This window comes from Streptomyces hamibioticus, from assembly GCF_047946815.1.
Lineage (GTDB): Bacteria > Actinomycetota > Actinomycetes > Streptomycetales > Streptomycetaceae > Streptomyces.
The window spans coordinates 7,513,625-7,536,360 of record NZ_JBKKQY010000001.1 but is presented as its reverse complement, the minus strand read 5'-3'; the positions used below and the strand labels follow the sequence as shown (position 1 = coordinate 7,536,360).

Below are 22,736 nucleotides of genomic sequence, written 5' to 3'. Positions count from 1 at the left end.
TGACGTGCACGACGTGCTCAGGCACCGAAGTGGACGGCGACCGTCTTGACGCGGGTGGAGAAGCGCAGGACCTCGTCGCCCTGCTCCTTGTAGCCCGTGCCCGAGTCGTGGAAGCCGCCGAAGGGCAGGTGCACGTCCCAGCCCGGAGTGGGGTGATTGACCGCGATCTGGCCGCACTCGGCCTCGTCGACGAAGCGGTAGGCGGCGCCGATGTCGCGGGTGAAGACGGCCGCGGCCAGTCCGTACACGGAGTCGTTGACCGCCTCCACCGCCTGCGCGAAGCCGTCGACGGCACGGACGGCCAGGACCGGGCCGAAGACCTCGTCCCGCCAGACGGCCATCTCGGGGGTGACATCGCCGAGCACGGTCGGTCGGACATAGCAGCCGTGCGCGCGGTCGCCCTCGGTGTCGGCACCGCCCCCGGTGAGGACCCGGGCCCCCTCCTCGACCGCCCTGGCCAGGTCGGCGAGGACGCTGTCGCGCTGCTTGGGGCCGGCCAGGGGGCACAGGGTGGTCGCCGGGTCGCTGCCGGGTCCGACGGTGAGCTTCTCCACCTCCGCTACCAGCAGGCGCGTGAACTCCTCGTACACCGGCCGTTCGACGACGACCCGGCTGGTGGCGGTGCAGCGCTGTCCGGCCTGGCCGAAGGAGCCGGCGACGACGGTCCTCGCCGCGGCGGCGAGGTCGGCGTCCTTGAGGACGACGGAGGCGTTCTTGCCGCCCAGCTCGCCCTGGAAACGGACGTTGCGGTAACCGAGGCGGCGGCGGATGGAGTTGCCGACCTCGTTGGAGCCGGTGAAGGTGACGGCCGCGATCCGCGGGTCGTCGAGGAGGGCGTCCTCGATCTCGCGGGTGCGTCCGGTGACGACGTTCAGCACACCGGCCGGCAGCCCCGCGTCGTGCAGGGCGCGCGCGAAGTGCAGCCCCGACATCGGGGTGTCGGTGGCGGGCTTGAAGACGGCCGCGTTGCCGGTGGCGAGCAGCGGCGCGAGCTTGCGGGCCGGGGTGATCAGCGGGTCGTTCCAGGGGCTGATCACCAGGATCACACCGATGGGTTCGCGCTGGGTGTGCGTGCGGGTGTTCGCACGGGCGTCGTGCAGGAGGGTGCCGTAACCCTGACGGGCGAGGCCGGCGTAGTAGTCCAGGAAGTCGGCGGCCTTGCCGGCTTCGCCGCGGGCCTCCGCGACGGTCTTGCCGTTCTCGGCGGTGACGTCGGCGGCGATCTCGTCGAGCCGCTCGCGGAGCAGCCGGGCGGCCTCGGTGAAGACGCGGGCACGCTCGAAGGGACTGGTGCGCTTCCAGACGGTGAAACCCTGCTCGGCGTGGTCGTAGGCCCGGGTGACGTCCTTCGCGGACAGGGCCGGAATGCGGGCCACGGGAGCGCGGACGTCGGCCGGGTCGTGGACGTCGATCCACTCGCCGGTCGTCACCCACTCTCCGCCCAGGAGCGTTTCCAGGTTGCGCATCAGATCACTTCCTTCGTCGACCGCGGTATCGGTGACCACGGTCCCAACGGGTCGGCCGTGCAGGGCCGGAAGCGACAACACACCATGCGGGGCCGGCCCACCAGCCCGGCGGCGGCAGGCATTGCTTGCACCGCGCGCAGGTGGACCGGGAGTTGATCCGTGCTGGAATCTGCTGGCCGGACGGTACGCCCGTCAGTCGTGAGCAGCCGAGGAGAGACACATCATGGCCTACGCAGTCGTCGCCCACTACCGCTGCGCGCCCGCCGACGCGGACGCGGTGCGAGCCGCCCTGCTGACGGCGCGGGAGGCGACCCGTGCCGAACCGGCGAACCTCGCCTACGACGTGCACGCGGTGGCGGACGAGCCCGGCGGCTTCCTGCTGTACGAGCGCTACGAGGACGCTGCCGGGTTCGAGGCGCACAAGGCGGCCCCGCACTTCAAGGAGCAGATCGTCGAGACCGTGTGGCCGCTGCTGACGGACCGGTCGGTCACCTTCGCCGAGGTGCTCTGACGGCGCGGGCCCCGGGCAGGTACCGGCACCCGCCGGACCGGTCGGCCGCTTCGCCGGCCGGCCAGCCGCCAGGGTCCGGCCGGTCGACGCACTGGACGCGCGGGTGCGCCGCCCGGTGGTGCTCGGCCCCGAGGGGCGGCGCCACCGGCCGGTTCGGCCGGTGCTGCCGTACGACTTGGCGCCGGCCGCCGTCACCGGTGCCGGGGCCCGATGGCGGGACCCGTGCGCCCGGGCGGAGCGAGGGGGCCGGCGCCGCCGAACGCCGAGGAGGCTCGGCACCGGCCGCACGGCACGTGCGGGGTGCCGAAGGCGGGCGTCCGGGCCCGCCCGGCCAGCGACGGCACCTCGTGCGCGCGTGGCTGTGCGTACCCCGCATGCACGCGGCCGTGCGATCGTCCCGCCGGTGGCGGAGGGCGGCGAGGGGCCGGAGTGCCCGGGAACCGGGGCCCGGACCGGCCCCCGCCGCCTCCGGTCAGAACTCGTTCCCCCAGCAGTACCGGGCGATCGTCTCGACCAGCACCATCTTGCGGCGCTGGTCCTCCGCGTCGAGCAGCGGCCGGGCCGCGACGTCCGCGAAGCCCCGGGAGGGGGCGACGGCCGCGTCCTCCAGGTCGACGAACGCCTCCAGCGGGTCGATGCGGGACATCACCGTGCCGATGTCCTCCAGCTCCGGCCGGGTCGCGTCGACCACGCCCAGGCAGAAGTCCCGTCCCTCGGGCAGCGCCCGCACGAGGTCGGTCTCGGCGACGGTGCCCTGGTCGAACGGCAGCACCCAGCGGTCGGCCGGGATCGCGGCGTACATCCGCTCGGCGCGGGCCCGGTCCACCGCGTCCGGGGCCGCCCAGCCGGGCGCCACCCCGACACGTACGCCCTCGGGGCGCTCGTCCAGGCGCACCGCCGCCGCGTCGACGGCGAGGGCGTCCTCGAAGACGAGGGCGCCGCCGGGAGCCGGTTCGGTGCCGGTCTGGCCGAGCAGGAGCGGGTTGTTGAGCTGGATCAGGCGGACGCCCCTGGCGACCAGCAGGGCGATCTCCGCCTGGATGATCTCGGCGAGGGCCTCGCCCAGTTCGCGGGCGGAGGAGACGCCGAGGCCCGGCTGGTACGTGGTGGCCGCGAGGTACGCGGGCGAGGGCAGGGAGGCCTTCGGGGCGATCACCGTCTGCTCGGCGAGCCGTCCGGCCCAGTCGGCGAGCAGCGGGCCGTCGGCCTTCGGCAGCGACTCGGCGACCCAGCGGACCAGGCCGTCGGGTCCCGTCTCGTCGGTACGGCGGAAGCCGGTGACGGTGTCGAGGACGGCGCCGCGGAAGTCCTCGCGGGGGAAGTCGCCGTCGGTGACCACGGTGGAGCGCAGCTTCCGCTGGTAGACGACGGCCTCGCGGACCGCGGCCGCCACGGACTCCGGGTCGCCGGGCACGAGGCCGGCCGGGCGGACCAGGCTGCCGTGGTGGTCGATGCGGTAGTTGAACGTGTCCGCCATGGTCAGTTCTCCTTCGGGGAGTCGGGGCCGGCGGGCTTGCCCGCGACGCCCCAGGCGGCGAACTCCAGTTCGTAGCCCAGGGATTCGAGGACTTCGTCGGCTATGGCCTGGTCCTCGTCGGCGGTGCCACCGGCGATGCCGAGGCCGCCGATGATCTCGCCGTCCCTTTTGATGGTGACGCTGCCGTCGGCGGCCATGATGGGCATGGCGGCGCCGGGCAGCTGGGAGAGCTGGGAGAAGAAGACCGGCTGGCTCTCCTGCCACTTCTTCAGCATCCTGCCGGGGCGCTGCATCACGGCGGCGGTGTACGCCTTGGCGCGGGCGATGTCGGGGGTGAGCGGGCGGGCGCCGTCGGGGCGGCGGACGGCGACGACGAAGCCGCCGGCGTCGACGACGGCGACGCTCACCGCCTTGCCGATGGCCTGGGCGCGCTTCTGCGCGGCCTCGATGATCTCCTCGGCGGCGTCGAGGCTGATGTTGCTCATGCGGCTTCCTTCGGGGCGGTGAGGGTGCGGCGCAGCCTGGCTATGGCGGCGTTGTACGGCTCGGGCGTCTCCCAGTACATGGAGTGCGGGGCGCCCGGGACGATCTCCAGGTGCGAGCCGGGCAGCAGTTCGTGGGCGCGGGTGACGGTCTTGACGCCGAGCACCGCGTCCTTCTCGCCGGCCAGGAAGGCGACCTTGACGCCGGAGTTTTGGATCTCCTCCAGCGAGGGGCCGTTGGTGTCGAGGTTGCGCAGGTCCTGCATCCTGGCCACGTTGAAGGTGCCCATCTGCTGGAACAGGAAGGTGAGGTCGGCGCGCTCGCGCTGGAACGGCTTGGTCAGCAGGCGGTCGATGACCGGCAGCTTGACGGCCTCGGCGCGGTCGGCGGCGGACAGTTCCCTCAGCTCGGGGTGGCTGATGCCGCCGAGGGAGTGGCCGAGGACGACGGAGGAGACCCGGTCGGGACGCAGCAGGCCGGCGCGCAGCGCGGCGACGGAGCCGATGGACTGGCCGACCAGCATGACGTCGGTGAGGTCCTCGGCCTCCAGGACCGCGACGACGTCGCCGGGGAAGTCCTGGCCGTCGAACTGGGGCATGGAGCTGTCGGACTTGCCGAAGCCGCGCAGGTCGACGGTGACGACGGTGAACTCGTCGCGCAGGGCCGCGACCTGCTGCCACCAGGCGGCGTGGTGGCCGCCGCTGCCGTGCACGAACAGGATCGCCGGGCCGCTGCCGTGGCGCTCGTAGTAGAGGGAGGTGCCGTCGGAATCGGCGTAAGGCATGGAAGGAACTCCTCAGCGGCGCTGATCAGTTGGGGCGCTTGCCGTGCCAGACCAGCTCGATCATGGTGTGGTCGGGGTCGTGGATGTAGCAGAACTTGGACTGGTTCTCGGGGCGCTCGATGGGCCGGGTGTGCCGGATACCCAGCTCCCCCAGGTGGGCCAGGAAGTCGTCCCAGTCGTCCACCTCGACGGCGAAGTGGTAGGGCGCCATGCGCTCCATCTCCTCGACCGGGGTGAAGTGCAGGTCGAAGTTGCCGCGGGTCATCAGCACCACGCGGGTGTTGGACTTGGGCATGATCCGCTTCATGCCGAAGACCTTGGTGTACCACTCGGCGGTGCGGTCGGGATCGGTGGTGGGGAAGTTGACGTGGTGGATGTAGCGGGGTGCTGCGCTCATGGCTGGTTTCCTCGTTCCTCTTCCAGTTGTACGGGGTTGGACAGCACGCCGATGCCGCCTATCTCGACCTCGACGGTGTCGCCGGGTTCGAGCTGGCAGGTCGACTCGGCGCCCATCCACAGCACGTCACCGGGGTGCATGGTGACGTGCTTGGTGAGCTCGACGATGTGGTCGAAGGGGTCGAACACCATGTCGCCGGTGGCGAACTCGGCGCGAGTCCCGCCGTTGACACGGAGGGTGGTGGTCTGCGCGAGGGCGTCGACATCGGTCTCGATCCAGGGCCCCATGGGCTTGAAGGTGTCGCTGTTCTTGCTGCGCCAGAAGGAGCGGTCCTGGTGCTGCCAGGTGCGGGCGCTGATGTCGTTGCCGATGGTCCAGCCGAATATCGACGCGCGGGCCTCCTCGTGGGTGGCGCGCCTGAGGGTGCGGCCGATGACGGCGACGAGTTCGGGCTCGGCCTCGAAGCGTCCGGTCACCTCGGCCGGTTTGACGATCGGCGTGCGGTGGCCGGTCAGCGCGTTGTTGGCGCGGTAGCCGACCTCGGGGCGCTCGGGGGTGGCGGCGCCGGCGTGGGCGATGTGCCGGGGGTAGTTCATGCCGACGGCGTAGAAGACGGACGGGACGACGGGTGGCAGCCAGTGCGCGCCCTCGCGCGGCACGGCGCCCAGTACGTCGGGGTCCGCCTCCTGGAGCGGGGAGTCGGCCAGCAGCTCGATGTCCCGCTCCCCCACGCGGCCCCAGACCGCCCGCCCGCCGATCGAGATGCGCGCGTACCTCATGGCGCCAGCAGGTGGGACACGCGCTTGGTGACCAGGTAGGCGTCCAGCGCCTCGGGGCCGCCCTCGCGACCGTAGCCGCTGTCCTTGACACCGCCGGAGGGGGCCTCGTGGACGGATCCGCCGCAGTGGTTGATCGACAGGATGCCGGCCTCCAGCTCCGCCGACAGTCTCTCGGCGGTGGCGGCGGAGTCGGTGAAGCCGTAGGCGGCCAGTCCGTACGGCAGGCTGTTCGCGAGCGCGAGCGCCTCGTCGAGGTCACTGAAGGCGATGATCGGCGCGAGCGGGCCGAACGGCTCCTCGCTCAGCAGTTCCGCGTCCTCGGGTACGTCGGTGAGGACGGTCGGTGCGAAGAAGTAGCCGGGTCGGTCCGGGCGCTCGCCACCGGTGAGGATCCTGGCGCCGCGGGCGACGGCGTCGGCGGTGATGCGCTCCATGGCCTTCAGGCGGCGCTCGTTGGCGAGCGGGCCCATGCCGGTGGACTCGTCCAGGCCGTCACCGAGGGTGACCGCCTCGGCGGTCTTGACGAACTCGGCGGTGAACTCCTCCACGAGCGACTCGTGGACCAGGAAGCGGCTGGGCGAGGTGCAGACCTGTCCGGCATTGGCCCACTTGGCCTGGGCGGCCTTGCGGGCGGCCTTCACCGGGTCGGCGTCGGCGCAGACGATGACCGGGGCGTGGCCGCCCAGCTCCATCAGGGAGGGCTTCATGACCTGGCCGGCCCTGGCGGCGAGGAGCTTGCCGACCGGGACGGAGCCGGTGAAGGCGACCAGGCGGGTCACCGGCGAGGCGATCAGGTGCTCGGAGACCTCGGCGGGCTCGCCGAAGACGAGGTTGAGGACGCCGGGCGGCAGGCCCGCGTCGGCGTAGCAGCGGACCAGTTCCATCGCGGTGGCCGGTGTCTCCTCGGACGCCTTGATGACGAGGGAGCAGCCGGCGGCGAGCGCGGAGGAGATCTTGCGGTTGGGGCCGCCGACCGGGAAGTTCCACGGGACGAAGGCGGCGACGGGACCGAGGGGCTCGCGGCGCACGGTCAGAACGGTGCCGGGGTCGGTGGGGATGATGCGGCCGTAGGCGCGGCGGGCGTCGTCGGCGTGCCAGCGCAGGGTGCCGGCGGTGCGGCGGGCCTCGCCGGTGGACTCCCTCAGGGGCTTGCCCTGCTCCCGGGTGGAGGTGCGCCCCATCTCCGCGGCCCGCTCGCCGATCAGGTCGGCGGCGGCGTGCAGGATGCGGGTGCGCTCGGTGACGGGGGTCGCGCGCCACACCTGGAAACCCTGGGCCGCGGCGTCGAGCGCGCGGTCCAGGTCGGCCGTGGTGGCCAGGGGGACTTCCCCGATCACCTCCTCGGTGGCGGGGTTGACGATCGGTGCGGTACGTCCGGTCTCGCCCTCGCACCACTGGCCCGCGATGTACATGCGGACGGCGGGGTAGCCGTGGTCGGTGGTCATGGGTGGGTGCCCTCTCAAGGGATTCAGGAGGCGGGGGCGTCCTTGTCGCGGTTGGTGCGCAGGGCCCAGATGTGGTGCGGCGGGGTCTCCCGGTGCACGCGGGTCTCGTAGCTGTCGTCGACCCGGTCCATGTCCGCGGCGTATTCCACGCGTCCGCCGCAGGGGGCGTGCAGGAAGCGGAAGACGTTGGAGCCGACGGTGTGCCGGCCCAGCTTGCGGGCCTCGCGCCAACCCCGTTCGATCATGTGGTTGCCGCCCTCGATGACGTCGTCGAAGCCGGGGACCTCGTAGGCGATGTGGTTCATGGAGACGCGGTCGGGGCGGTGGCAGAGCAGCATCGTGTGCTGGTCGTCGTCGCCAGGGGCCTGCATGAAGACGCCCATGGGCTCGACGACGTCGGTGGGGCGGAAGCCGAGGAGGCCGGTGTAGAAGGCGACGGCCTCGTCCTTGCCCTCCTTGGCGATGTTGAGGGCGACGTGGCACATGCGCAGCGGGAAGGCGCGGGTCAGCGGCTCCAGTGCCTCGTTCCAGCGGTTGACGCTGCCGAGGGTGTTGGCGCGGCGCGGGCCGACGGTCACCTCCCTGGGCCGGGCCAGGGTGAGGCCCACGCCGAAGCCGCTGCGGTCGACGGTGTGGTGGACGCCGTCGGCGCTCGCGCGGACCGTGTGGTCGCGGGCGACGGTGGCCACCAGCCGGTCCAGTTCCTCCTGGGTGTCGACGCCCCACACGACCTCGCGCAGGGTGGGGCCGTCCTCCACCGCCGGCGGCAGCAGGGGGCTCGGGTCGGTGTCCAGGTGGAGGGTCTGTCCGGTGAGCGTCTCGAACACCGCGTGCTCGTCGGTGCGCTCCACCAGGAAGAGCCCGAAGTCCTCGAAGAACCGGACGCATTCGCCGAGGTCGTCGATGCTGTAGGTGACCGACTCGATTCTCTGGATTCCCATGGATTCCTCGTTTCCGTCTCGCCTGGTGAGCGTAGGTTTGCGGGCGCGGGGCCTCAATGGCCCGAGGGGCGCCGGGTGCGCAACCCTTTCTTGCGCCGCGGGACCAGGGAGCCGGAGGACGGGCTCAGGGCCGGAGGGCGGGGCTCCGAGCTCCGGGCCCGTAGGGCGAGGCTCAGGGCCGGATGGCGGGGATCGGGTTCTGGGAGAACCACTCGGCGAGGAAGTCCAGGAAGACGCTCACCTTGCGCGGGGTGTCCTGGCCGGGGCCGTAGATCGCGTAGAGCGGGCGGTCGGGCACCGCCAGTTCCGGCAGCAGCACCTTCAGGGCGCCGGCGGCGATGTCGTCGTGGACCGGGCGCTGGGGCAGCAGGGCGATGCCCCGGCCGTGCACGGCGGCCTTCTGGAGGGCGATGTAGGAGTTCGACGAGAACGCGATGTTGCGGATCTTGTGCAGGGTGCTGGCGTGTCCGTGGCCGAGCCGCCAGACCGGGTCGTTGACGTGCACGAGGCAGTCGTGGTGGGCGAGGTCGTTGGGGTGGGACAGGGCCCCGTGCCGCTCGATGTACTCCCCGGAGGCGCACAGCACGAAGGGCAGCGAGGAGATCTTCTTCAGACGGACGCTCGAGTCCCGCAGGTCCCGGGTGTGGAAAGCGACGTCGAACCCGCTGTCCAGGAAGTCGTAGGTCCGGTCCGACATGCCGCCCAGCTCGAAGCGGATGTGGATTTTGGGATGGGCGGCGGAGAACGCGGCGATCGCGTCGCCGAGGTCGAGGCTGCCGATCCATTTCGGGCAGATGACGCTGAGGGTGCCTTCGGCGCGGTCGTGGCGCTGGGCGATGCCGGCGTCCTCGGCCTCGATCTCGTCCAGGATGCGGGCGGCGAACTCCGCGTAACGCTGGCCCGGCTCGGTCAGGCTCACCGAGCGGGCCGTGCGGTTGACGAGGCGTACGCCGATCTGCCGTTCCAGTTCGGCCACGTGCCGGGACACCAGAGAGCCCGACGAGCCCAGTTTCTTGGCCGCGCCGCTGAAACTGCCCACCTGGGCGACGGTGACGAAGCTGTGCATGAGGAGAAGGCGGTCCAAGGTTCCTCCCGGGCCGTGACGGCGTCCCGCTCCGGGCCAGGACAGGACCCGAAACGGGACGGCCTCTTGGCGGGGGCTTCAGGTTAAGTGATCGTTCAACTGTGTAAAGGGTTCTGACCTCACAGTTTCCTCGGGGGCGGGGCACTCCGGTGGGCAGCGCGGCGGGCTCGACGGTGTTCCCTGCCCTCCGGGTCGGTGGCGGGGATCGCCGCGAGCAGCCTGCGGGTGTAGGGCTGGCGCGTGGAGCGGAAGAGCTGCTCCGTCTCTTCGAACTCGACGAGCCGGCCGGACTGGAGGACGGCGACGCGCTGTGCGATGTGGCGCACCAGTCGCAGGTCGTGGGTGATGAACAGGAAACTGATCCCGGTGGCCTCCTGGAGGTCGGCCAGGAGGTTGACGATCTGGCTCTGGGTGGAGACGTCCAGCGCGCTGACCGCCTCGTCGCACACCACCAGGCGCGGCCTGAGGGCGATCGCGCGGGCGATGGCCACGCGCTGGCGCTGGCCGCCGGAGAGTTCCATGGGATAGCGGGCGCGCAGGGCCGGGTCGAGGCCGACCATGCGGAACGCCTCGGCGGCGGCGTCCTCGCGTTCGCCGCGGACGCCCCTGCCGTGGCGGCGCAGCGGGCCGGTGACGGCCTCGCCCGCCGTGTGGCGGGGGTTGAGCGAGGACGCGGGGTCCTGGAAGACGGCCTGCACGTCGCGCCGGTACGACAGGGGGGTGGACCGGCCGAAGGCGGTGACCTCGCGGCCGTCGAACGTGATGGTGCCGGCGGCGGGATCGACGAGGCGCAGGAGGGCGCGGCCGATGGTCGACTTGCCGGAACCGGACTCGCCGACGAGACCGAGGGTCTCGCCGGGCCGGATGTCGAAGCTGACGTGGTCGACCACGTTGGTGGCCGTCTTCCGCCAGGATGCGGCGCGGCCCGTGCGGTAACCGACACAGAGGTCGCGGACTTCCAGCAGGGGGCCGCGGTCCGCCACCGGGGTGGCGGACGGGGCGGGGGACGCGGTGGTCACGGCTTGGACACCTCCAGGACGAGGTCCTCGGCACGGGCACAGCGCACGTCTTCCTCCAAGGACACGGGGCGCTGCCGGCAGCTGTCCTCGGCGTAGGAGCAGCGGTCGGCGAAGTGGCAGCCCGCGGGCCAGGACCCGGCGGGCGGGACGTGACCGGGGATGGTGGGCAGGCGCCCCGGACGTCCCTCTGGGACCTCGCCCGAAGGACTGGAGGCCAAGAGCGCCGCGGTGTACGGATGGCGGGGCCGGTGCAGCAGGTCGGACACCTCGCCGACCTCCACGACCTGGCCGGCGTACATGACGGCCGCCCGGTCGCAGGTCTCGGCGACCACCCCCAGGTCGTGGGTGATCAGGACGATGGACATGTCGAACTCGTCGCGCAGTTCGAGGAGCAGGTCGAGGACCTGGCTCTGCGTCGTGACGTCGAGCGCGCTGGTGGCCTCGTCGGCGATGAGGACGTCGGGACCGGCCGCGAGGGCCATGGCGATGGCGACGCGTTGTGCCATGCCGCCGGAGAACTGGTGCGGGTAGTCGTCGAGCCGCCGTTCGGCGTCCCGTACGCCGACCCGGGTGAGGAGTTCGACGGCGCGCTCGCGGGCCTTCGCCTTCGTCATGCCGAAGTGCAGGCGCAGCGGCTCGCACAGCTGTCGGCCCACGGTGTGCACCGGGGACAGGGCGGTCATGGGGTCCTGGAGGACGACGGAGATCCCGGAGCCGCGGTGGGCGCGCATCTCCTTCTCGCCGAGCCCGGCGATCTCCACGCCGCCGAGGCGGACGGAGCCCTCGGTCAGGTGGACGCCGCGGGGCAGCAGGCCGAGCGCGGAGCGGGCGAGGATCGACTTGCCCGATCCCGACTCCCCGAGCAGCCCGAGGACTTCGCGGCGGCGCAGCGTGAGGGACGCGTCCTGGACCAGGGGCACGGGGCCGTCCGGCCCGTCGAGGGTGACCGTGACGTCGCGGATGGCGAGTACGGCGTCGTCGTCCGTGTCGGCCGCGCCCTTCCCGGACGCCGGGGGCTGCGAGGGCACGGGCTTGACGCCTCCGCGGAAACGGCGCCGCGCCGACGCGCGGCCGCCTCCCATGAGCGCGTCGTTGATGCCGTCGCTGATCACGTTGAAGGCGAGCACGGTCACGACGAGGGCGACACCGGGCGGGAAGGGCAGGAAGGGCTGTTCGGCCTGCTGCTCCGCGGCCAGGGAGAGCATCGCTCCCCACGAGGCGGTGTCGGACTCGAGGCCGAGGCCGAGGAAGCTGAGGACGGACTCGATGACCACCGCGTGCCCGAGAAAGCCGGCCGCCTGCACGGCCAATGGGCCGGTGAGGTTGGGCAGCACCTGCCGGAAGAGGATCTCCGAGGTGCGCAGGCCGGCGACCTGCGCGGACTCCACGTACTGGCGCTCCCGCTCGGCGAGGGTCACCGCGCGGGTCAGCCGGGCGAAGCTCATGCAGAAGATCAGGCCGACCGCCAGCATCAGCGGCACCAGACCGCGGCCCATGACGGCGATGACGGTGAACCCGACCATGATGCCGGGCAGCGCGTCCGAGACGTCGAGCAGCCGGGAGCCGAGCCGGTCGGTCCAGCCGCCCCGGTAGCCGAGGAGCAGGCCGATGGGCACCCCGATGAGCAGGGCCACGCCGACCGAGCCGACCGAGACCAGCAGGGCGATCCGGGCGCCGTACAGGAGGCGGCTGAGGGTGTCCCGGCCGAGGTCGTCGGTGCCGAGCCAGTGTTCCGCGCCCGGCCCCTGGAGGACGGCGTCGTAGTTGTGCGCCGTGGGGTCGTGGGGTGCGAGCAGGGGCGCGGCGGCGGCGACGAGGACGATCAGGATCAGGACGCCGACGCCGGCCAGGGTCGCCGGCTGCCGCCGCAGGCGGCTCAGCAGGTCACGGCCGCCCTGCTTGCGCGGTGTGCCGGGGCCGGGCCGGCCGGCTCCCTGTGTCGTTGCTTCGGTCACGGTCATTGCGGGCGAACCTTCGGGTCGAGCAGGCCGTAGCCCACATCAAGAACGAGATTGACGCCGATGACCAGGACGGCGACGACGAGGACGCCGCCCTGGACGACGGGGAAGTCCTTGCCGATGACGCTGTGCAGCAGGAGCTGTCCCATGCCGGGGATGGCGAAGACCGTCTCCACGACGAAGCTCGCGCCGATCAGGATGCGCAAGGTGAGCCCGGTGGAGGCGAGCACGGGGATCATGGCGTTCTTCAGGGCGTAGCGCAGCACGATGCGGCCGCGAGGCACGCCGACCGCGGTGAGGCTGTCGATGTAGGGGGCGGTCAGGCACTTGGCCATGGCGCTGCGGGTCTGGCGGGCGACGATGGCCGCGGCCGGAGCGCCGAGCGCGACGGACGGAAGGATCATGCCGGTGAACCAGGCGGCGGGGTCCTCGGCGAACGGGGTGTAGGCCACCACCGGGACCCAGCCGAGCTGCACGGCGAAGACCAGGGAGAGAACGAGGCCGAACCAGAACTCCGGGATGGCGAGCCCGAGTGACGTCACGCCGTTGACGAGCCGGTCGACGGGGCCGGGCCGCAGTGCGGCGAGCACGCCGAGGAGGAGCCCGAAGACGGCGGCGAACAGGAAGCCACCGCCGACCAGGGAGAGCGTGGCGGGCAGCCGTTCGGCGACGAGGTCGGTCACGGGCAGGCTGTTGGTGTAGGACGTGCCGAGGTCACCACCGAGCGCGCCGGCGAACCAGTCGGCGAGGCGCTGGAGGAAGGACGCGTCCAGGCCGAGGTCGGCCTCGACCTCCGCCAGGCGTTCCGGTGTGGCCCCGGCCCCGAGGACGGCCGCGGCCGGGCTGCCCGGCACCAGGTACGTCAGCAGGAACACCAGCAGGGAGACCGTGGCCAGTTGCGGCAGGGCCAGGGCCAGGCGGTAGGCGATGAGTTTGCTCATCGCTCACTTCCCCGCCGGCCGCAGGGCCCTGTAGTCGACGAGGTTGGTCTCCCACGGCTGGGAGGAGGGCTTGACCCCGGTGACGGCCTTGGTGTTCCAGGCGACCAGTTCCTCGCCCGCCACGTGGGCGCAGGTGAGGGCCTCGTCGGAGATGATCTTGGTGACCTTCTGCCACAGCGCGTCGGCCTCCTCGGAGGCACCGGCAGCGATGGCGGCGTCGGCGGCGGCCTTCAGCTCGGCGCTCTCCACGTGGGAGGGGTTGCCGGGGGCGTCGGCGGCGAACCACGCCTTGTACCAGTCGTACGGGGTCAGCTCGTCGTTGGAGCCGAGGCCGAGGGCGTAGCGCCCGCTGTTCCACTGCGAGAAGTACTGGGGCGGGGCCGCGGACTGCACGGACACCTTGATGCCGATCTTCTCCAGTTGCTGGGCGTAGACCTGGAGCTGCTTCTCGTTGAAGGGCGCGGCCAGTACTTCGACGGAGACCTCCGGGTTGCCGGCCTTGGCCATGAGCTGCTTGGCCTCGTCGAGGTCGTGGGTGTACCCGGCGATGTCGGGGTTGTGTCCGGGCTCTCCCTCGGCGAAGTGCTGGGTGCGGGCCTTGAAGTCGGGTTCGAGCTTGACGATCTCCTCGGTGTTCAGGGCGTAGCAGGCGGCGCGGCGCACGTCGGCGTCCTCGAAGGCGCCGCCGGGGCCGCGGTCGAAGAACATCGGGTTGTTGCGGATCGCCGGGTAGGAGAGGTGCTCGAGGCTGGAATTGCCCTCGATACGACCGAGCTGGGTGGTCTCGGTGTCGGTGAGGGCGATCTCGCCGGTGGCGAGGGCGCCGGTGGCCGCGTTGTCCTCGGGGATCGCGTACAGCTCGACCGTCTGGAAGCCGACGCTGTCCTTGCCGCCCCAGTAGCCGTCGTAGTACGTGAACGCCATGCGGGTGCCCTTGGTGGACGAGCCCGCGTCGTAGGCCCAGGGGCCGGTGCCCACGGGGCTCTGGGCGATCGTGCCGTCCTCGATGGCCTTCGGACTGCCCATGGGGGCGCCTCGGGTGGAGAGCGTGGTGAGCAGGGACGGGGTCGGCTCGGCAAGGTTGATCCGTACGGTGTGCGCGTCGACGGCGTCGACCGACTCGATCACCTTCAGGGGTCCCGCGTAGGCGGTCTTGCCGTCGCGGATGGACTCCAGGTTGACCTTGACGGCCTCGGCGTCGAACGGGGTGCCGTCGTGGAAGGTGACCCCTTCGCGCAGGGTGAGGGTCAGCGCCTTCTCGGTCTGCTCCCACTTGGTCGCCAGGGCGGGGGATATCTCGCCCTTCGCGTCCAGGGCCACCAGGTTCTCGTACGGGACGCGCATGTAGCCGGCTTCCATCTCGGCGCCCGGCGCCCAGCTTTCCGGGAAACCGCCCCAGTTGACGGCCAGTGTGCCGGAGGTGGACTTGCCCGGGCTCTTCGCACTCCCGGAACAGCCCGTGACGACCATCGCGGTCGCCAGGCAGGCGACAGCCAGGATCTTGGACGTGCTGGTGCTCTTGCTGCTTCTCATGAGCTGACGCCTCCTTGCGCCAAGCACTGCGGGAAGAAGGAGTGGTGGGTCACGGCAGCTCGGGGGCCCGGCCGCCGGCGGTGCGGCCGTAGCCGCGGATGTCCGGGAAGGGCGGTTCCCTGTCGGGCTGGAGGTCCACCTGGAAGGTGTTCAGGCACATGCCGAGCATGGTGAAGTTGCCGAGCGCGCCGATGGTGTCGACCAGGCCCTTGTTGCCGAAGTGCTGCTGCGCGGCGGCGAAGGTGGCGTCGGTGACGAAGTGCTCTTCCAGGATCTCCTTGCAGAACTGGTAGAACGCCTGGTCGGCCTCGTTGTCGAAGACCGCCTCGCGCTTCTCGGCGATGGCTTTGACGGCCGCCTCCGGGACGCCGGCCTCGACGGCCTGGTGGACGTGTGCGTTCCAGGAGTACTGCGCGTCCCAGTTGCGGGCCGCCATCAGAAGCGTCAGTTCCCGCAGGTGCTTGGGCAGGCTGCAGTCGAAGCGGGCGAACGCGCCGAGGGACTCGGCGCGTTCGCACATCTCCGGGCTGTGCAGCCAGACCCGGAAGGGGCCGCGGACCGCGCCACGGCGGCCGGCGATACGCGCGGCCAGCTCCTTCTGTCGCTGGTCCATTTCCTCTTCGGTGAGAACGGGGAGCCTCATCCGGCCGATACCTGCCTTTTCTTTCCGACGCGTTTCCGCAACGGGTCGAAGCCCTGCGGTGACAGGTGACGGTACAGCCGGGCGGAGGAAGCACACCCCTCCCGGAGCGCAACGTAAACCTGCGCGTGACAGGGCACCGATCCGCGCCCGCGCGACCTAACGTCGTCCGACGCAAGACGTTGAACCGGAGAGGAGCCCCCACGATGACCACCATCATCAAGGCCGCGTCCGTGCCCCTGCTCGACCGGGGCGGTGCCGTGGTGACGACGCCCCTGATCACGACGCCGTCGGCCGGCGGGGAGAACCTCATCACCAGTGGCATGAGTGTGTACCCGGTGGGTTCTGGGGCTCCGATGCACTCGCACAACTGCGACGAGCACGTGACGATCCTCGACGGTGAGGCGGAGGTCTGGGTCGACGGCGAGGTGACGAAGCTGGAGCGGTTCGACACCACCTACATCCCCTCTCCCGTCCCCCACCTGTTCCGCAACGTCGGTGACACCCCGCTGCGCATCCTGTGGGTGTACTCCTCGGGTCATGTGACCCGTACGTTCACGGAGACCGGCAAGACGGTGGAGCACCTGTCGGACGAGGACCAGATGGGCAAGGACTGACCCGTGCACCGATGTCGTCGATCACGTCGCGAGACACGCTGACGGAATCCGCCGTGCCGGAACGGCCACTGCCCGGGAGCTACCCGTCGCCCGGCGGCCGCGGCTGCCTCGGAATACGGCAGGGCGTGTGCCGGGTGCTGCCCACGCCATCAGGCAGCACCCGAGGCGGAACCGCTAGGCGGGGACGGACTCGTATTCGTCAGCCCACTCGGCGGCCCGGAGAGTGTTGACCACATGCATGGCGATGGTCATCGAGAACCCACCGCCAGGGACGGGTCGTGATACGGCCGACGACGCCCTCGAGTTCCGCGGCGCGGACGTCACCGGTGGGGCCGTCGGGGGCGCGGTTGATGCCGGCGTCGATGACGGTGGCCCCGGCCGCTTGATGCGTTCGGGGCCGATGAGGCCGCGCACGCCGGGGGCGACCACGACGACATCGGCCGGCCTGGTGACGGCGGCGAGGTCGGCGGTGAACGCGTGCGCGACAGTGACCGTCGCTCCCCGGCGCAGCAGGAGCTGGGTCCGGGGGCGGCCGACGTTCCGGGGCTGACCAGCGTCCATGTCGACGCCGAGGCCCACGGCCGGCTCAGCGCCCGATTCGCCCTGGACCTCGACACGGACGACCCTCGCCCGCCGCCCGCCCGGATCGTCGTCCGCCAGGCGGCATGACCCGCTCCCTGGTCACCGCTCCGGCACGGGGCCGCACCGGCTGTGCGCCTCGGGGCTGCCGACGGTTCAGCGCTTGTGCCGGGAGGTGAGTGGGTCGCCGGCCTTGTCGACGACGTCGGCGATCCAGGCCATGGCCTCGGGCACGTCGTAGTTGCCGGCATGCGGCTGGTTCCAGGCGAGCTGGTAGTCCAGGCTCTCGACCTGCTTGTCGGCGGCGAGCGCCCGGTCGAGGTTGACGGAGACGGTGAACGCGGTGTCCCGGTCGCGGGTGCCGTGCCGGACGTACCAGTTGGGCGCGGTGTCGGCGCTCGTGCCGATGAAGTCCATCGGGTTGATCAGGTGCACCTGGTCGTCGACGGTGGTGCTCTTCTTCGCGGTGTACTGCTTCCAGGTCAGCCCCGTGTCGTCGAGGCCGCTGCCGTCGTCGGCGACGTCGTTGTGGTTCCAGCTGTACTCGGTGTAGTTCATGTACTTCTGCGTCGGCGGGCCGAACAGGTCGGTCTCGGTGCCGCTGGTGATGTTCCCGTCGACACCCGCGGCGTCGAAGGCGGGGGTCGTCTTCAGCGTGGCCTGTGTGGCGACGAACGCGAGGTACTTCGTCATGTCGACGGAACGCACCTTGCCGGTGGCGGTGTCGACGTCGATCCAGTCGTTGACGTACGACTTGGTGGTGCCGCGGGAGGTGATCTGGAAGGTGCCGCCCAGCGGCGGGATCGTGTGGGCCGGGTCGGCCTTCAGGTAGGTCTCGGCGGAGCGGACGACTTCCTTCTTGATGGTGTCGAGCATGGTCGCGGCGGTGAGCCTGGAGCCGTCGGGGTTGCGCAGCCCGAGGCTCTTCTCGTATGCCGCGAACCGGGCCGCGATCTCGGCGGCGGCCGACGGCGAGGGGTTGGAGCCGGTGGTGTCGCGGGTGCCGAGGACGTTGTAGAGCCACTCGTAGGCGATGTCGGCGTTGCCGAGGTCGGTGATCGGGCAGTACGCGTTGACGGCGAAGACGTCGTCGCGCAGGGTGCTGCGGCCCTTGGCGTCGATACCGGCGGCGCCGATGGCGGCGAGGTAGGAGTTGTACTCGGCGCTGTTGCCGGAGGCGCCCAGGATCGACACCAGGGCGCCGCCGCCGCTGGTGCCGTTGATGACGATGCGCTCCGCGCTGCCGGGCATCGCGGCGTCGTTGAGACGCAGGTAGCGGACGGCCGCCTTGGCGTCGACCACCGCCGCGGGGGCCTTGCCGGGAGCCGTACCGTCCGCTCCGACCAGGCCACGGCTGCGGTTGGCGACGTCGACGAAGACGTAACCGGCCTTCAGCGCGGCGCCGACGGTGCTGGTCGCGCTGTCGTAGGAGGTGCCGGCGGTGACGCTCGCCCGCAGGTAGCTGGCCTTCCAGCCGCTGTTGTTGACGGCGAAGTAGACCGGGGCGCGCTGGTCGCCGAAGGCGCTCTCGGGCACGAACACGTTCATGCTCTGGTAGCCGCAGGCGGTGTCGGTGATCGTCGTACCGCCGCCGGGGCCGCCGGACTGCTGCGCCGCCGCCGCGACGGGGTTCGCGACATAGCAGATCTGCTTGTACCAGCGCACGTTCGTCGGCCGGCCGTCGACGGTGACGGTGATCGTCGTGTAGGCGGCGGAGTCGAAGTCCAGCGCCGCGTCCTCGCGGTCCACCGCGTGGCCGCGGCCGGTGGCGGGAGCCGCCACCGCGGCGGAGACCGGTATCGCGACCGCCGCGAGGACGAGGGAACCCGCGAACGCCGCACCCCTCAGGAAACGTGTGCGGGTCACGGGGTGTCCTTTACCTGTACCGGTCGGACGGGTGAGTGCGTCGCGTCCGAAGGACGCAGAGAGCCGCTGCACGGGGTCTCCCCTCACTGAGCATCAAGTACATCGCCGATGCCTCGGGGTCGAGGCGTTACGCACGCTACAAGATTGTTAACAATATACACAGCAATATCGACGCCATTTTTTGCGGCCCCTCACCCGGTCCACGCGTCGTCGCGGCGCGCGCCCCGACCCGTTCGGTCTCAGGCCGTCTTCTGCTCGAAGAGCCAGTCGCGCAGGGCGGTGATCCTGTAGGCGGGTTCGAAGGAGGCCATGTGTTCGCTGTTCATGGCCGGTCCGGAAGAGGTGGAGGAGTCGGAGGCTTCCAGGACGGTGCCGGTCTTGAAGGTGGCGAAGTTGATGTCGTCACCCGCGGCGAAGAGCTTCTTGGCGGCGGTGGCGTACTCCTCGGCGGACCAGGTCGCGTCCCAGGTGGCGCTCTGGTACGAGACCCCGGCTTCCTCGAGCATGTCCTTGACGTCGGCCTGGCCGCCGGAGGCGTTCTCGTCGCCGCCGGCGGCGATGTAGACGAACTTCTGCTCGGCCAGGCCGTCCAGTTCGCCGACGTCCCACTGGCCGGAGACGAACAGCTCGGCGGCGAACAGGTCGGGGTGCTGGGCGGCCAGGTACATGACCGTCATGCACCCCATCGACTGGCCGGTGCCGTAGATCCGCTTGTCGTCGATGCTGTACTCGCCGGTGACCGAGCTGAGCAGGCGGGTGGTCATCTCGACGTAGTCCGTGGTGGTGTAGCTGCCGTGGTCGTCGATGATGACGGACGGGAACTCGGGGACGAGGACGAAGCCGGCGTGCTTGGCCTGTTCGCCGGCGCTCGCCCAGATCAGTGCGCCGTACTGTGACAGCGGGGCGGTGACGTCCTGGCCGACCAGGCTGGAGTCGGCGATGTAGAGCACGAGGGGGTAGGACTTCGTGGCGTCGTAGTCCTCGGGGACGTACAGGTTGTAGGGCAGGGACTTCGCCGTCTGGGAGTCCCCGTAGGTGAACTGCTGGAACGTGCTCTTCACCTCCGAGGTCAGGCTCTCCAGGCTGGGCGGCTCCTCGACGCCGCCGGTCGTGGCGGCCTCGGCGGCGGGGGTGCCGCTGGGCGCCCCGGAGGAGCTGGACGCCGAGGCACTGGAGCCGTCGGAGGAGTTGCCACAGGCGGTGGCACCGAGGAGGACTGCGCCGAACGAGGCGGCGAGGAAACCGCGTCGTGACAGGTGAGAGGTGTTCATGTCGAAGATTGTCCGGTCGCCGCCTGAGGAAACGGTTGGGCGCGCCTTTGCCGTGGCTGTGAAGGCGTTGCGCGTCCGGACACCCCAGCCTCCGACGCCGCGGTGCCTTCCGGCGGACGACCCGCTGGGCACCCGCCTCATCACCTGGCGGATCGCCTACGGCATCGAGGGCAGCCGAGAGCGGATCGTCCGCGAGCGCGAGCGACCTGTGGGGAGCCGGGCGACGGCCCGGTCCCCAGGATCCGGCGGTCTCAGCGGCCGTCCGCCCGCACGCGCGGCCCGGTGACGTCACAACAGCCGCATCCGGACGGGCGGTCACCGTACCCCTGCGCCATCACGCGCCGACGGCGCGCAGCACCCCTTGCCCTGCCAGGCGTCGAGGCCCTCCTTCGCGGCGAGGGCGGCGATGACGAGAGCGGCGACGGGCTCGGCCCGGGACCAGCCGAGGGCGGCGTTCAGGACCAGGCCCGCCAGGAGCGCCGCGGAGAGGTAGGTGCACAGCAGCGTCCGACGGTAGTCGGCGACCGCCGCGCTCGCGGAGTCCAGTTCGCGGCCGGCGCGGCGCCCTGGGCGGCGGACAGCAGGGCATGGCCGCCAGGGAGCGGAGGGCGTCGAGGGCGGCGTGCCGGTCCCCGTGAGGCGGATGTCGCGGGAAGAGGAGCCGACCTCGACCTTGCGTCGGCCGGCGGGCAGGGCCCAGCGCCCCTTGCCGGTGTCCCCGTAGGGCAGGCGGCGCTCATCGACGCGCAGGGTGAGCCGGCGGGACTGTCGCGAGCACAGTTCCACCCGTTCGAAGGCAGCCAGGGTCCTGACCGGCATGTCGACGGGCGCGTGGGGCGCCGGTCCGACGTAGACCTGCGGGACTTCGGCGCCGCGCTGGTCGCCGGTGTTGGTGACGGTGAACGACACCTCCAGGCCGCCGCGCACCGCGCGCACCGACAGCCGCCCGTACCCGGAACGGGTGCAGGACAGTACGTGGCCTTCCCTGCGGCACACGTCATCAGGCACGCCGCCCGGCGCTCCCCCGGCACGGGCCGGGCTGAGGAGGTCGCCCGGTCCCGGGCGCCGGGCGGGTGCGGTCCGAGTGTCGACGGGGTGGCGTCCGTGGTCAACACTTCAAGCAGGAAGGGCAGTTCGCGGCAATTGAGCGTTCGACTACCGAAACCGCCGCTCATCCCGGGTCGACAAGAGGGTGACCGCGCACGATCCGCCTTCACCGACCGAAGAAAATATGTCGCACATATTGCTGACAATATTGCCGACCAGTTACGTTCGCTGTCGGCCACAGACAACGCACATCCCACAGCTCGCCCCGCCGGTCACGTGACGGCGGCTCCATACTTGGAGGTTGTGTGTTCCGACATGCCTTGATGCGCCCTCTGGCCGCACTCGCGGCGACCGCCCTGCTTCCCGCCCTCGCCCTGGTGGCCTCCGCGTCCACCGCCAGCTCGGCCTCCGGACCGGACGCGGGCCGAACCGTTCCCGTCGTGCGGACGGACAGCGGCCTGGTCCAAGGGGTCACCGCCGACCGGGCGGACCGGTTCCTGGGACTGCCGTACGCCGCCCCGCCCGTACGGGACCTGCGCTTCGCACCGCCCGCCGCGCCCGCGTCCTGGAAGGGAGTGCGCGAGGCGGACCAGCAGTCGCCCGCCTGTCTCCAGTTCCAGCCCTCCGGCGTACGGGAGGAGCAGGCCGTCAGTGAGGACTGCCTCTACCTGGACGTCTACCGCCCCAGCGGCACCAAGCCAGGTGCTCGGCTGCCCGTATTGGTGTGGTTCCACGGCGGCGCCAACACCCAGGGCACCGGCGTCATCTACGGCGGCGGCAGCATGGCCACGAAGAGCGATGTCATCGTCGTCACCGTCAACTACCGCCTCGGCGCCCTCGGTTTCCTCGCCCACCCGGCGCTGAGCGAACAGACCCCGGGCGGCTCCGGCAACTACGCCCGCATGGACCAGGTGGCGTCCCTGGAGTGGGTCCAGGACAACATCGCCCATTTCGGTGGCGACACCGGCAACGTCACCATCGCCGGCCAGTCCGCCGGTGGCGGTGCCGTCTGCGACCTGATGGCCATGCCGTCCGCGCGCGGCCTGTTCGACAAGGCCGCGGTTCAGAGTTCCCAGTGCCTGCAGTCGCAGTCGGCCCTCGCGGCCGGCGAACAGAGCGGGGTCGCCTACGCCGAGGCCGTCGGCTGCACCGACGCGGCCACCGTCGTCGCCTGCCTGCGCAAGGCGTGGCCGGGCACCCTGGTCGCCCACCAGGGCGAGTACCTGGGCGGTTCCAAGGTCGGCGGCTCGGTGCTGCCCAAGACATTTCGGCAGGCGCTGGCCGACGGAACCTGGAACGCGGTGCCGTTGCTGACCGGCAACACCCGCTCCGAGAACCGCCTCGCCTCCGAGGCGTACGCCAGCCTCACCCCGGAAGGCTTCGAGGAGCGGGTCCGCGAGGACTACGGCGACCGGGCCGAGCGCGTGCTGGACCTGTATCCGCTGGCGGACTTCGACAACCCCTGGGACGCCCTCACGCAGATCCGGACCGACGCCCAGCGTGCCTGCACCAACCAGCAGGCCGCGCAGCTGATCTCCGCCGAGGCGCCCGTCTACCGGTACGAGTTCGACGACCCGACCTCGCCGACGCTGTACGGCTTCGCCATCCCCGGCAAGGACATGTCGAACGCGCACAGCGCCGAACTCGCCTACCTCTTCGACTTCGCCCTCGGCGAGAAGCCCCTCACCGCACGGCAGGAGCAGTTGGCCGACCAGATGACCGCCTACTGGGGCGTCTTCGCCCACAGCGGCGCCCCGAAGGCCAAGAGTGAGCCCGCCTGGCCGCGCTACACCAAGGCGGCGAACTGGCCGGTCATGGAGCTGCGCACGGCCGGTGCCAGCAAGGTGATCAGCGGCTACTCGACCGACCACCGCTGCGACTTCTGGCTCTCCTGACGT

At 71.2% G+C, this 22,736-nt stretch carries 22 protein-coding genes; 4 read left to right on the top strand and 18 right to left on the bottom strand.

Annotated elements, in window-relative coordinates; translation table 11 throughout:
- Positions 1-17: 17 nt before the first annotated feature.
- The gene (locus ACLGIH_RS34685; RefSeq protein WP_416529200.1) at positions 18-1,466 is read right to left on the bottom strand and encodes an aldehyde dehydrogenase family protein; all 1,449 of its coding nucleotides are present in this window, start codon (positions 1,464-1,466) and stop codon (positions 18-20) included.
- Between the two features lie 223 nt (positions 1,467-1,689).
- On the opposite strand from ACLGIH_RS34685, the gene ACLGIH_RS34680 reads away from it, so the two are divergent.
- Positions 1,690-1,977 (top strand): putative quinol monooxygenase, encoded by a 288-nt coding sequence (locus ACLGIH_RS34680; RefSeq protein WP_416529199.1) that lies wholly within the window; start codon positions 1,690-1,692, stop codon positions 1,975-1,977.
- A gap of 472 nt (positions 1,978-2,449) precedes the next feature.
- Here the strand turns inward: ACLGIH_RS34680 and ACLGIH_RS34675 are convergent, their stop codons facing one another.
- The 13 genes from ACLGIH_RS34675 to ACLGIH_RS34615 form a co-directional block, all read right to left on the bottom strand.
- Positions 2,450-3,454: a methionine synthase II (cobalamin-independent)-like protein gene (locus ACLGIH_RS34675; RefSeq protein ID WP_416529198.1), complete on the bottom strand. Its 1,005-nt coding sequence runs from the start codon at positions 3,452-3,454 to the stop codon at positions 2,450-2,452.
- A 2-nt stretch (positions 3,455-3,456) separates the two neighbouring features.
- Positions 3,457-3,939, bottom strand: a complete 483-nt coding sequence (locus tag ACLGIH_RS34670; protein ID WP_416529197.1) for a GlcG/HbpS family heme-binding protein — start codon at positions 3,937-3,939, stop codon at positions 3,457-3,459.
- A complete protein-coding gene (locus tag ACLGIH_RS34665) occupies positions 3,936-4,721 on the bottom strand; it encodes an alpha/beta fold hydrolase (protein ID WP_416529196.1) in 786 nt (261 codons plus the stop codon). The genes ACLGIH_RS34670 and ACLGIH_RS34665 overlap by 4 nt, the downstream gene beginning before the upstream one ends.
- A gap of 25 nt (positions 4,722-4,746) precedes the next feature.
- A complete protein-coding gene (locus ACLGIH_RS34660; RefSeq protein WP_386316111.1) occupies positions 4,747-5,118 on the bottom strand; it encodes a VOC family protein in 372 nt (123 codons plus the stop codon).
- Positions 5,115-5,897 carry a fumarylacetoacetate hydrolase family protein gene (locus ACLGIH_RS34655; protein WP_416529195.1) on the bottom strand — a complete coding sequence of 261 codons (783 nt, stop codon included), beginning with the start codon at positions 5,895-5,897 and terminating at the stop codon, positions 5,115-5,117. Before ACLGIH_RS34655 ends, ACLGIH_RS34660 begins: the two co-directional genes overlap by 4 nt.
- Positions 5,894-7,342 (bottom strand): NAD-dependent succinate-semialdehyde dehydrogenase, encoded by a 1,449-nt coding sequence (locus tag ACLGIH_RS34650; protein WP_416529194.1) that lies wholly within the window; start codon positions 7,340-7,342, stop codon positions 5,894-5,896. The genes ACLGIH_RS34655 and ACLGIH_RS34650 overlap by 4 nt, the downstream gene beginning before the upstream one ends.
- 23 nt (positions 7,343-7,365) lie before the next feature.
- A complete protein-coding gene (locus ACLGIH_RS34645; RefSeq protein ID WP_416529193.1) occupies positions 7,366-8,283 on the bottom strand; it encodes a VOC family protein in 918 nt (305 codons plus the stop codon).
- 172 nt (positions 8,284-8,455) lie between these two features.
- Positions 8,456-9,367 carry a LysR family transcriptional regulator gene (locus tag ACLGIH_RS34640; RefSeq protein ID WP_416529192.1) on the bottom strand — a complete coding sequence of 304 codons (912 nt, stop codon included), beginning with the start codon at positions 9,365-9,367 and terminating at the stop codon, positions 8,456-8,458.
- Between the two features lie 119 nt (positions 9,368-9,486).
- The gene (locus ACLGIH_RS34635; protein WP_416529191.1) at positions 9,487-10,386 is read right to left on the bottom strand and encodes an ATP-binding cassette domain-containing protein; all 900 of its coding nucleotides are present in this window, start codon (positions 10,384-10,386) and stop codon (positions 9,487-9,489) included.
- Positions 10,383-12,347, bottom strand: a complete 1,965-nt coding sequence (locus ACLGIH_RS34630) for a dipeptide/oligopeptide/nickel ABC transporter permease/ATP-binding protein (RefSeq protein WP_416529190.1) — start codon at positions 12,345-12,347, stop codon at positions 10,383-10,385. Before ACLGIH_RS34630 ends, ACLGIH_RS34635 begins: the two co-directional genes overlap by 4 nt.
- On the bottom strand, positions 12,344-13,285 hold the full coding sequence (locus ACLGIH_RS34625) for an ABC transporter permease (protein WP_416529189.1): 942 nt from the start codon (positions 13,283-13,285) through the stop codon (positions 12,344-12,346). Before ACLGIH_RS34625 ends, ACLGIH_RS34630 begins: the two co-directional genes overlap by 4 nt.
- A gap of 3 nt (positions 13,286-13,288) precedes the next feature.
- Positions 13,289-14,818 carry an ABC transporter substrate-binding protein gene (locus tag ACLGIH_RS34620; RefSeq protein ID WP_416529188.1) on the bottom strand — a complete coding sequence of 510 codons (1,530 nt, stop codon included), beginning with the start codon at positions 14,816-14,818 and terminating at the stop codon, positions 13,289-13,291.
- A 49-nt stretch (positions 14,819-14,867) separates the two neighbouring features.
- Positions 14,868-15,431, bottom strand: coding sequence for a carboxymuconolactone decarboxylase family protein (locus ACLGIH_RS34615; protein WP_416529187.1), 564 nt, complete (start codon positions 15,429-15,431; stop codon positions 14,868-14,870).
- A 233-nt stretch (positions 15,432-15,664) separates the two neighbouring features.
- Here ACLGIH_RS34615 and ACLGIH_RS34610 point away from each other — a divergent pair, with 233 nt between their 5' ends.
- Complete coding sequence (locus ACLGIH_RS34610) at positions 15,665-16,075, top strand: cupin domain-containing protein (RefSeq protein WP_416529186.1); 411 nt, start codon at positions 15,665-15,667, stop codon at positions 16,073-16,075.
- A gap of 174 nt (positions 16,076-16,249) precedes the next feature.
- On the opposite strand, the gene ACLGIH_RS34605 is transcribed toward ACLGIH_RS34610, so the two are convergent.
- Positions 16,250-16,636: a hypothetical protein gene (locus tag ACLGIH_RS34605; protein ID WP_416529185.1), complete on the bottom strand. Its 387-nt coding sequence runs from the start codon at positions 16,634-16,636 to the stop codon at positions 16,250-16,252.
- Between ACLGIH_RS34605 and ACLGIH_RS34600 the strand changes: the two genes are divergently transcribed.
- Positions 16,553-16,744 (top strand): hypothetical protein, encoded by a 192-nt coding sequence (locus ACLGIH_RS34600; RefSeq protein WP_416529584.1) that lies wholly within the window; start codon positions 16,553-16,555, stop codon positions 16,742-16,744. The genes ACLGIH_RS34605 and ACLGIH_RS34600 overlap by 84 nt on opposite strands.
- Before the next feature lie 66 nt (positions 16,745-16,810).
- Here the strand turns inward: ACLGIH_RS34600 and ACLGIH_RS34595 are convergent, their stop codons facing one another.
- The 3 genes from ACLGIH_RS34595 to ACLGIH_RS34585 all read right to left on the bottom strand — a co-directional run bounded on the left by ACLGIH_RS34595 (position 16,811) and on the right by ACLGIH_RS34585 (position 20,799).
- Entirely contained in the window at positions 16,811-18,520 is a 1,710-nt protein-coding gene (locus ACLGIH_RS34595; RefSeq protein ID WP_416529184.1) for a subtype B tannase, read from the bottom strand.
- 239 nt (positions 18,521-18,759) lie between these two features.
- A complete protein-coding gene (locus tag ACLGIH_RS34590; protein WP_416529183.1) occupies positions 18,760-19,791 on the bottom strand; it encodes a carboxylesterase family protein in 1,032 nt (343 codons plus the stop codon).
- Positions 19,792-20,106: 315 nt separating this feature from the next.
- Complete coding sequence (locus tag ACLGIH_RS34585; protein WP_416529182.1) at positions 20,107-20,799, bottom strand: fibronectin type III-like domain-contianing protein; 693 nt, start codon at positions 20,797-20,799, stop codon at positions 20,107-20,109.
- Positions 20,800-21,161: 362 nt separating this feature from the next.
- On the opposite strand from ACLGIH_RS34585, the gene ACLGIH_RS34580 reads away from it, so the two are divergent.
- Entirely contained in the window at positions 21,162-22,733 is a 1,572-nt protein-coding gene (locus ACLGIH_RS34580; protein ID WP_416529181.1) for a carboxylesterase/lipase family protein, read from the top strand.
- Positions 22,734-22,736: the final 3 nt, after the last annotated feature.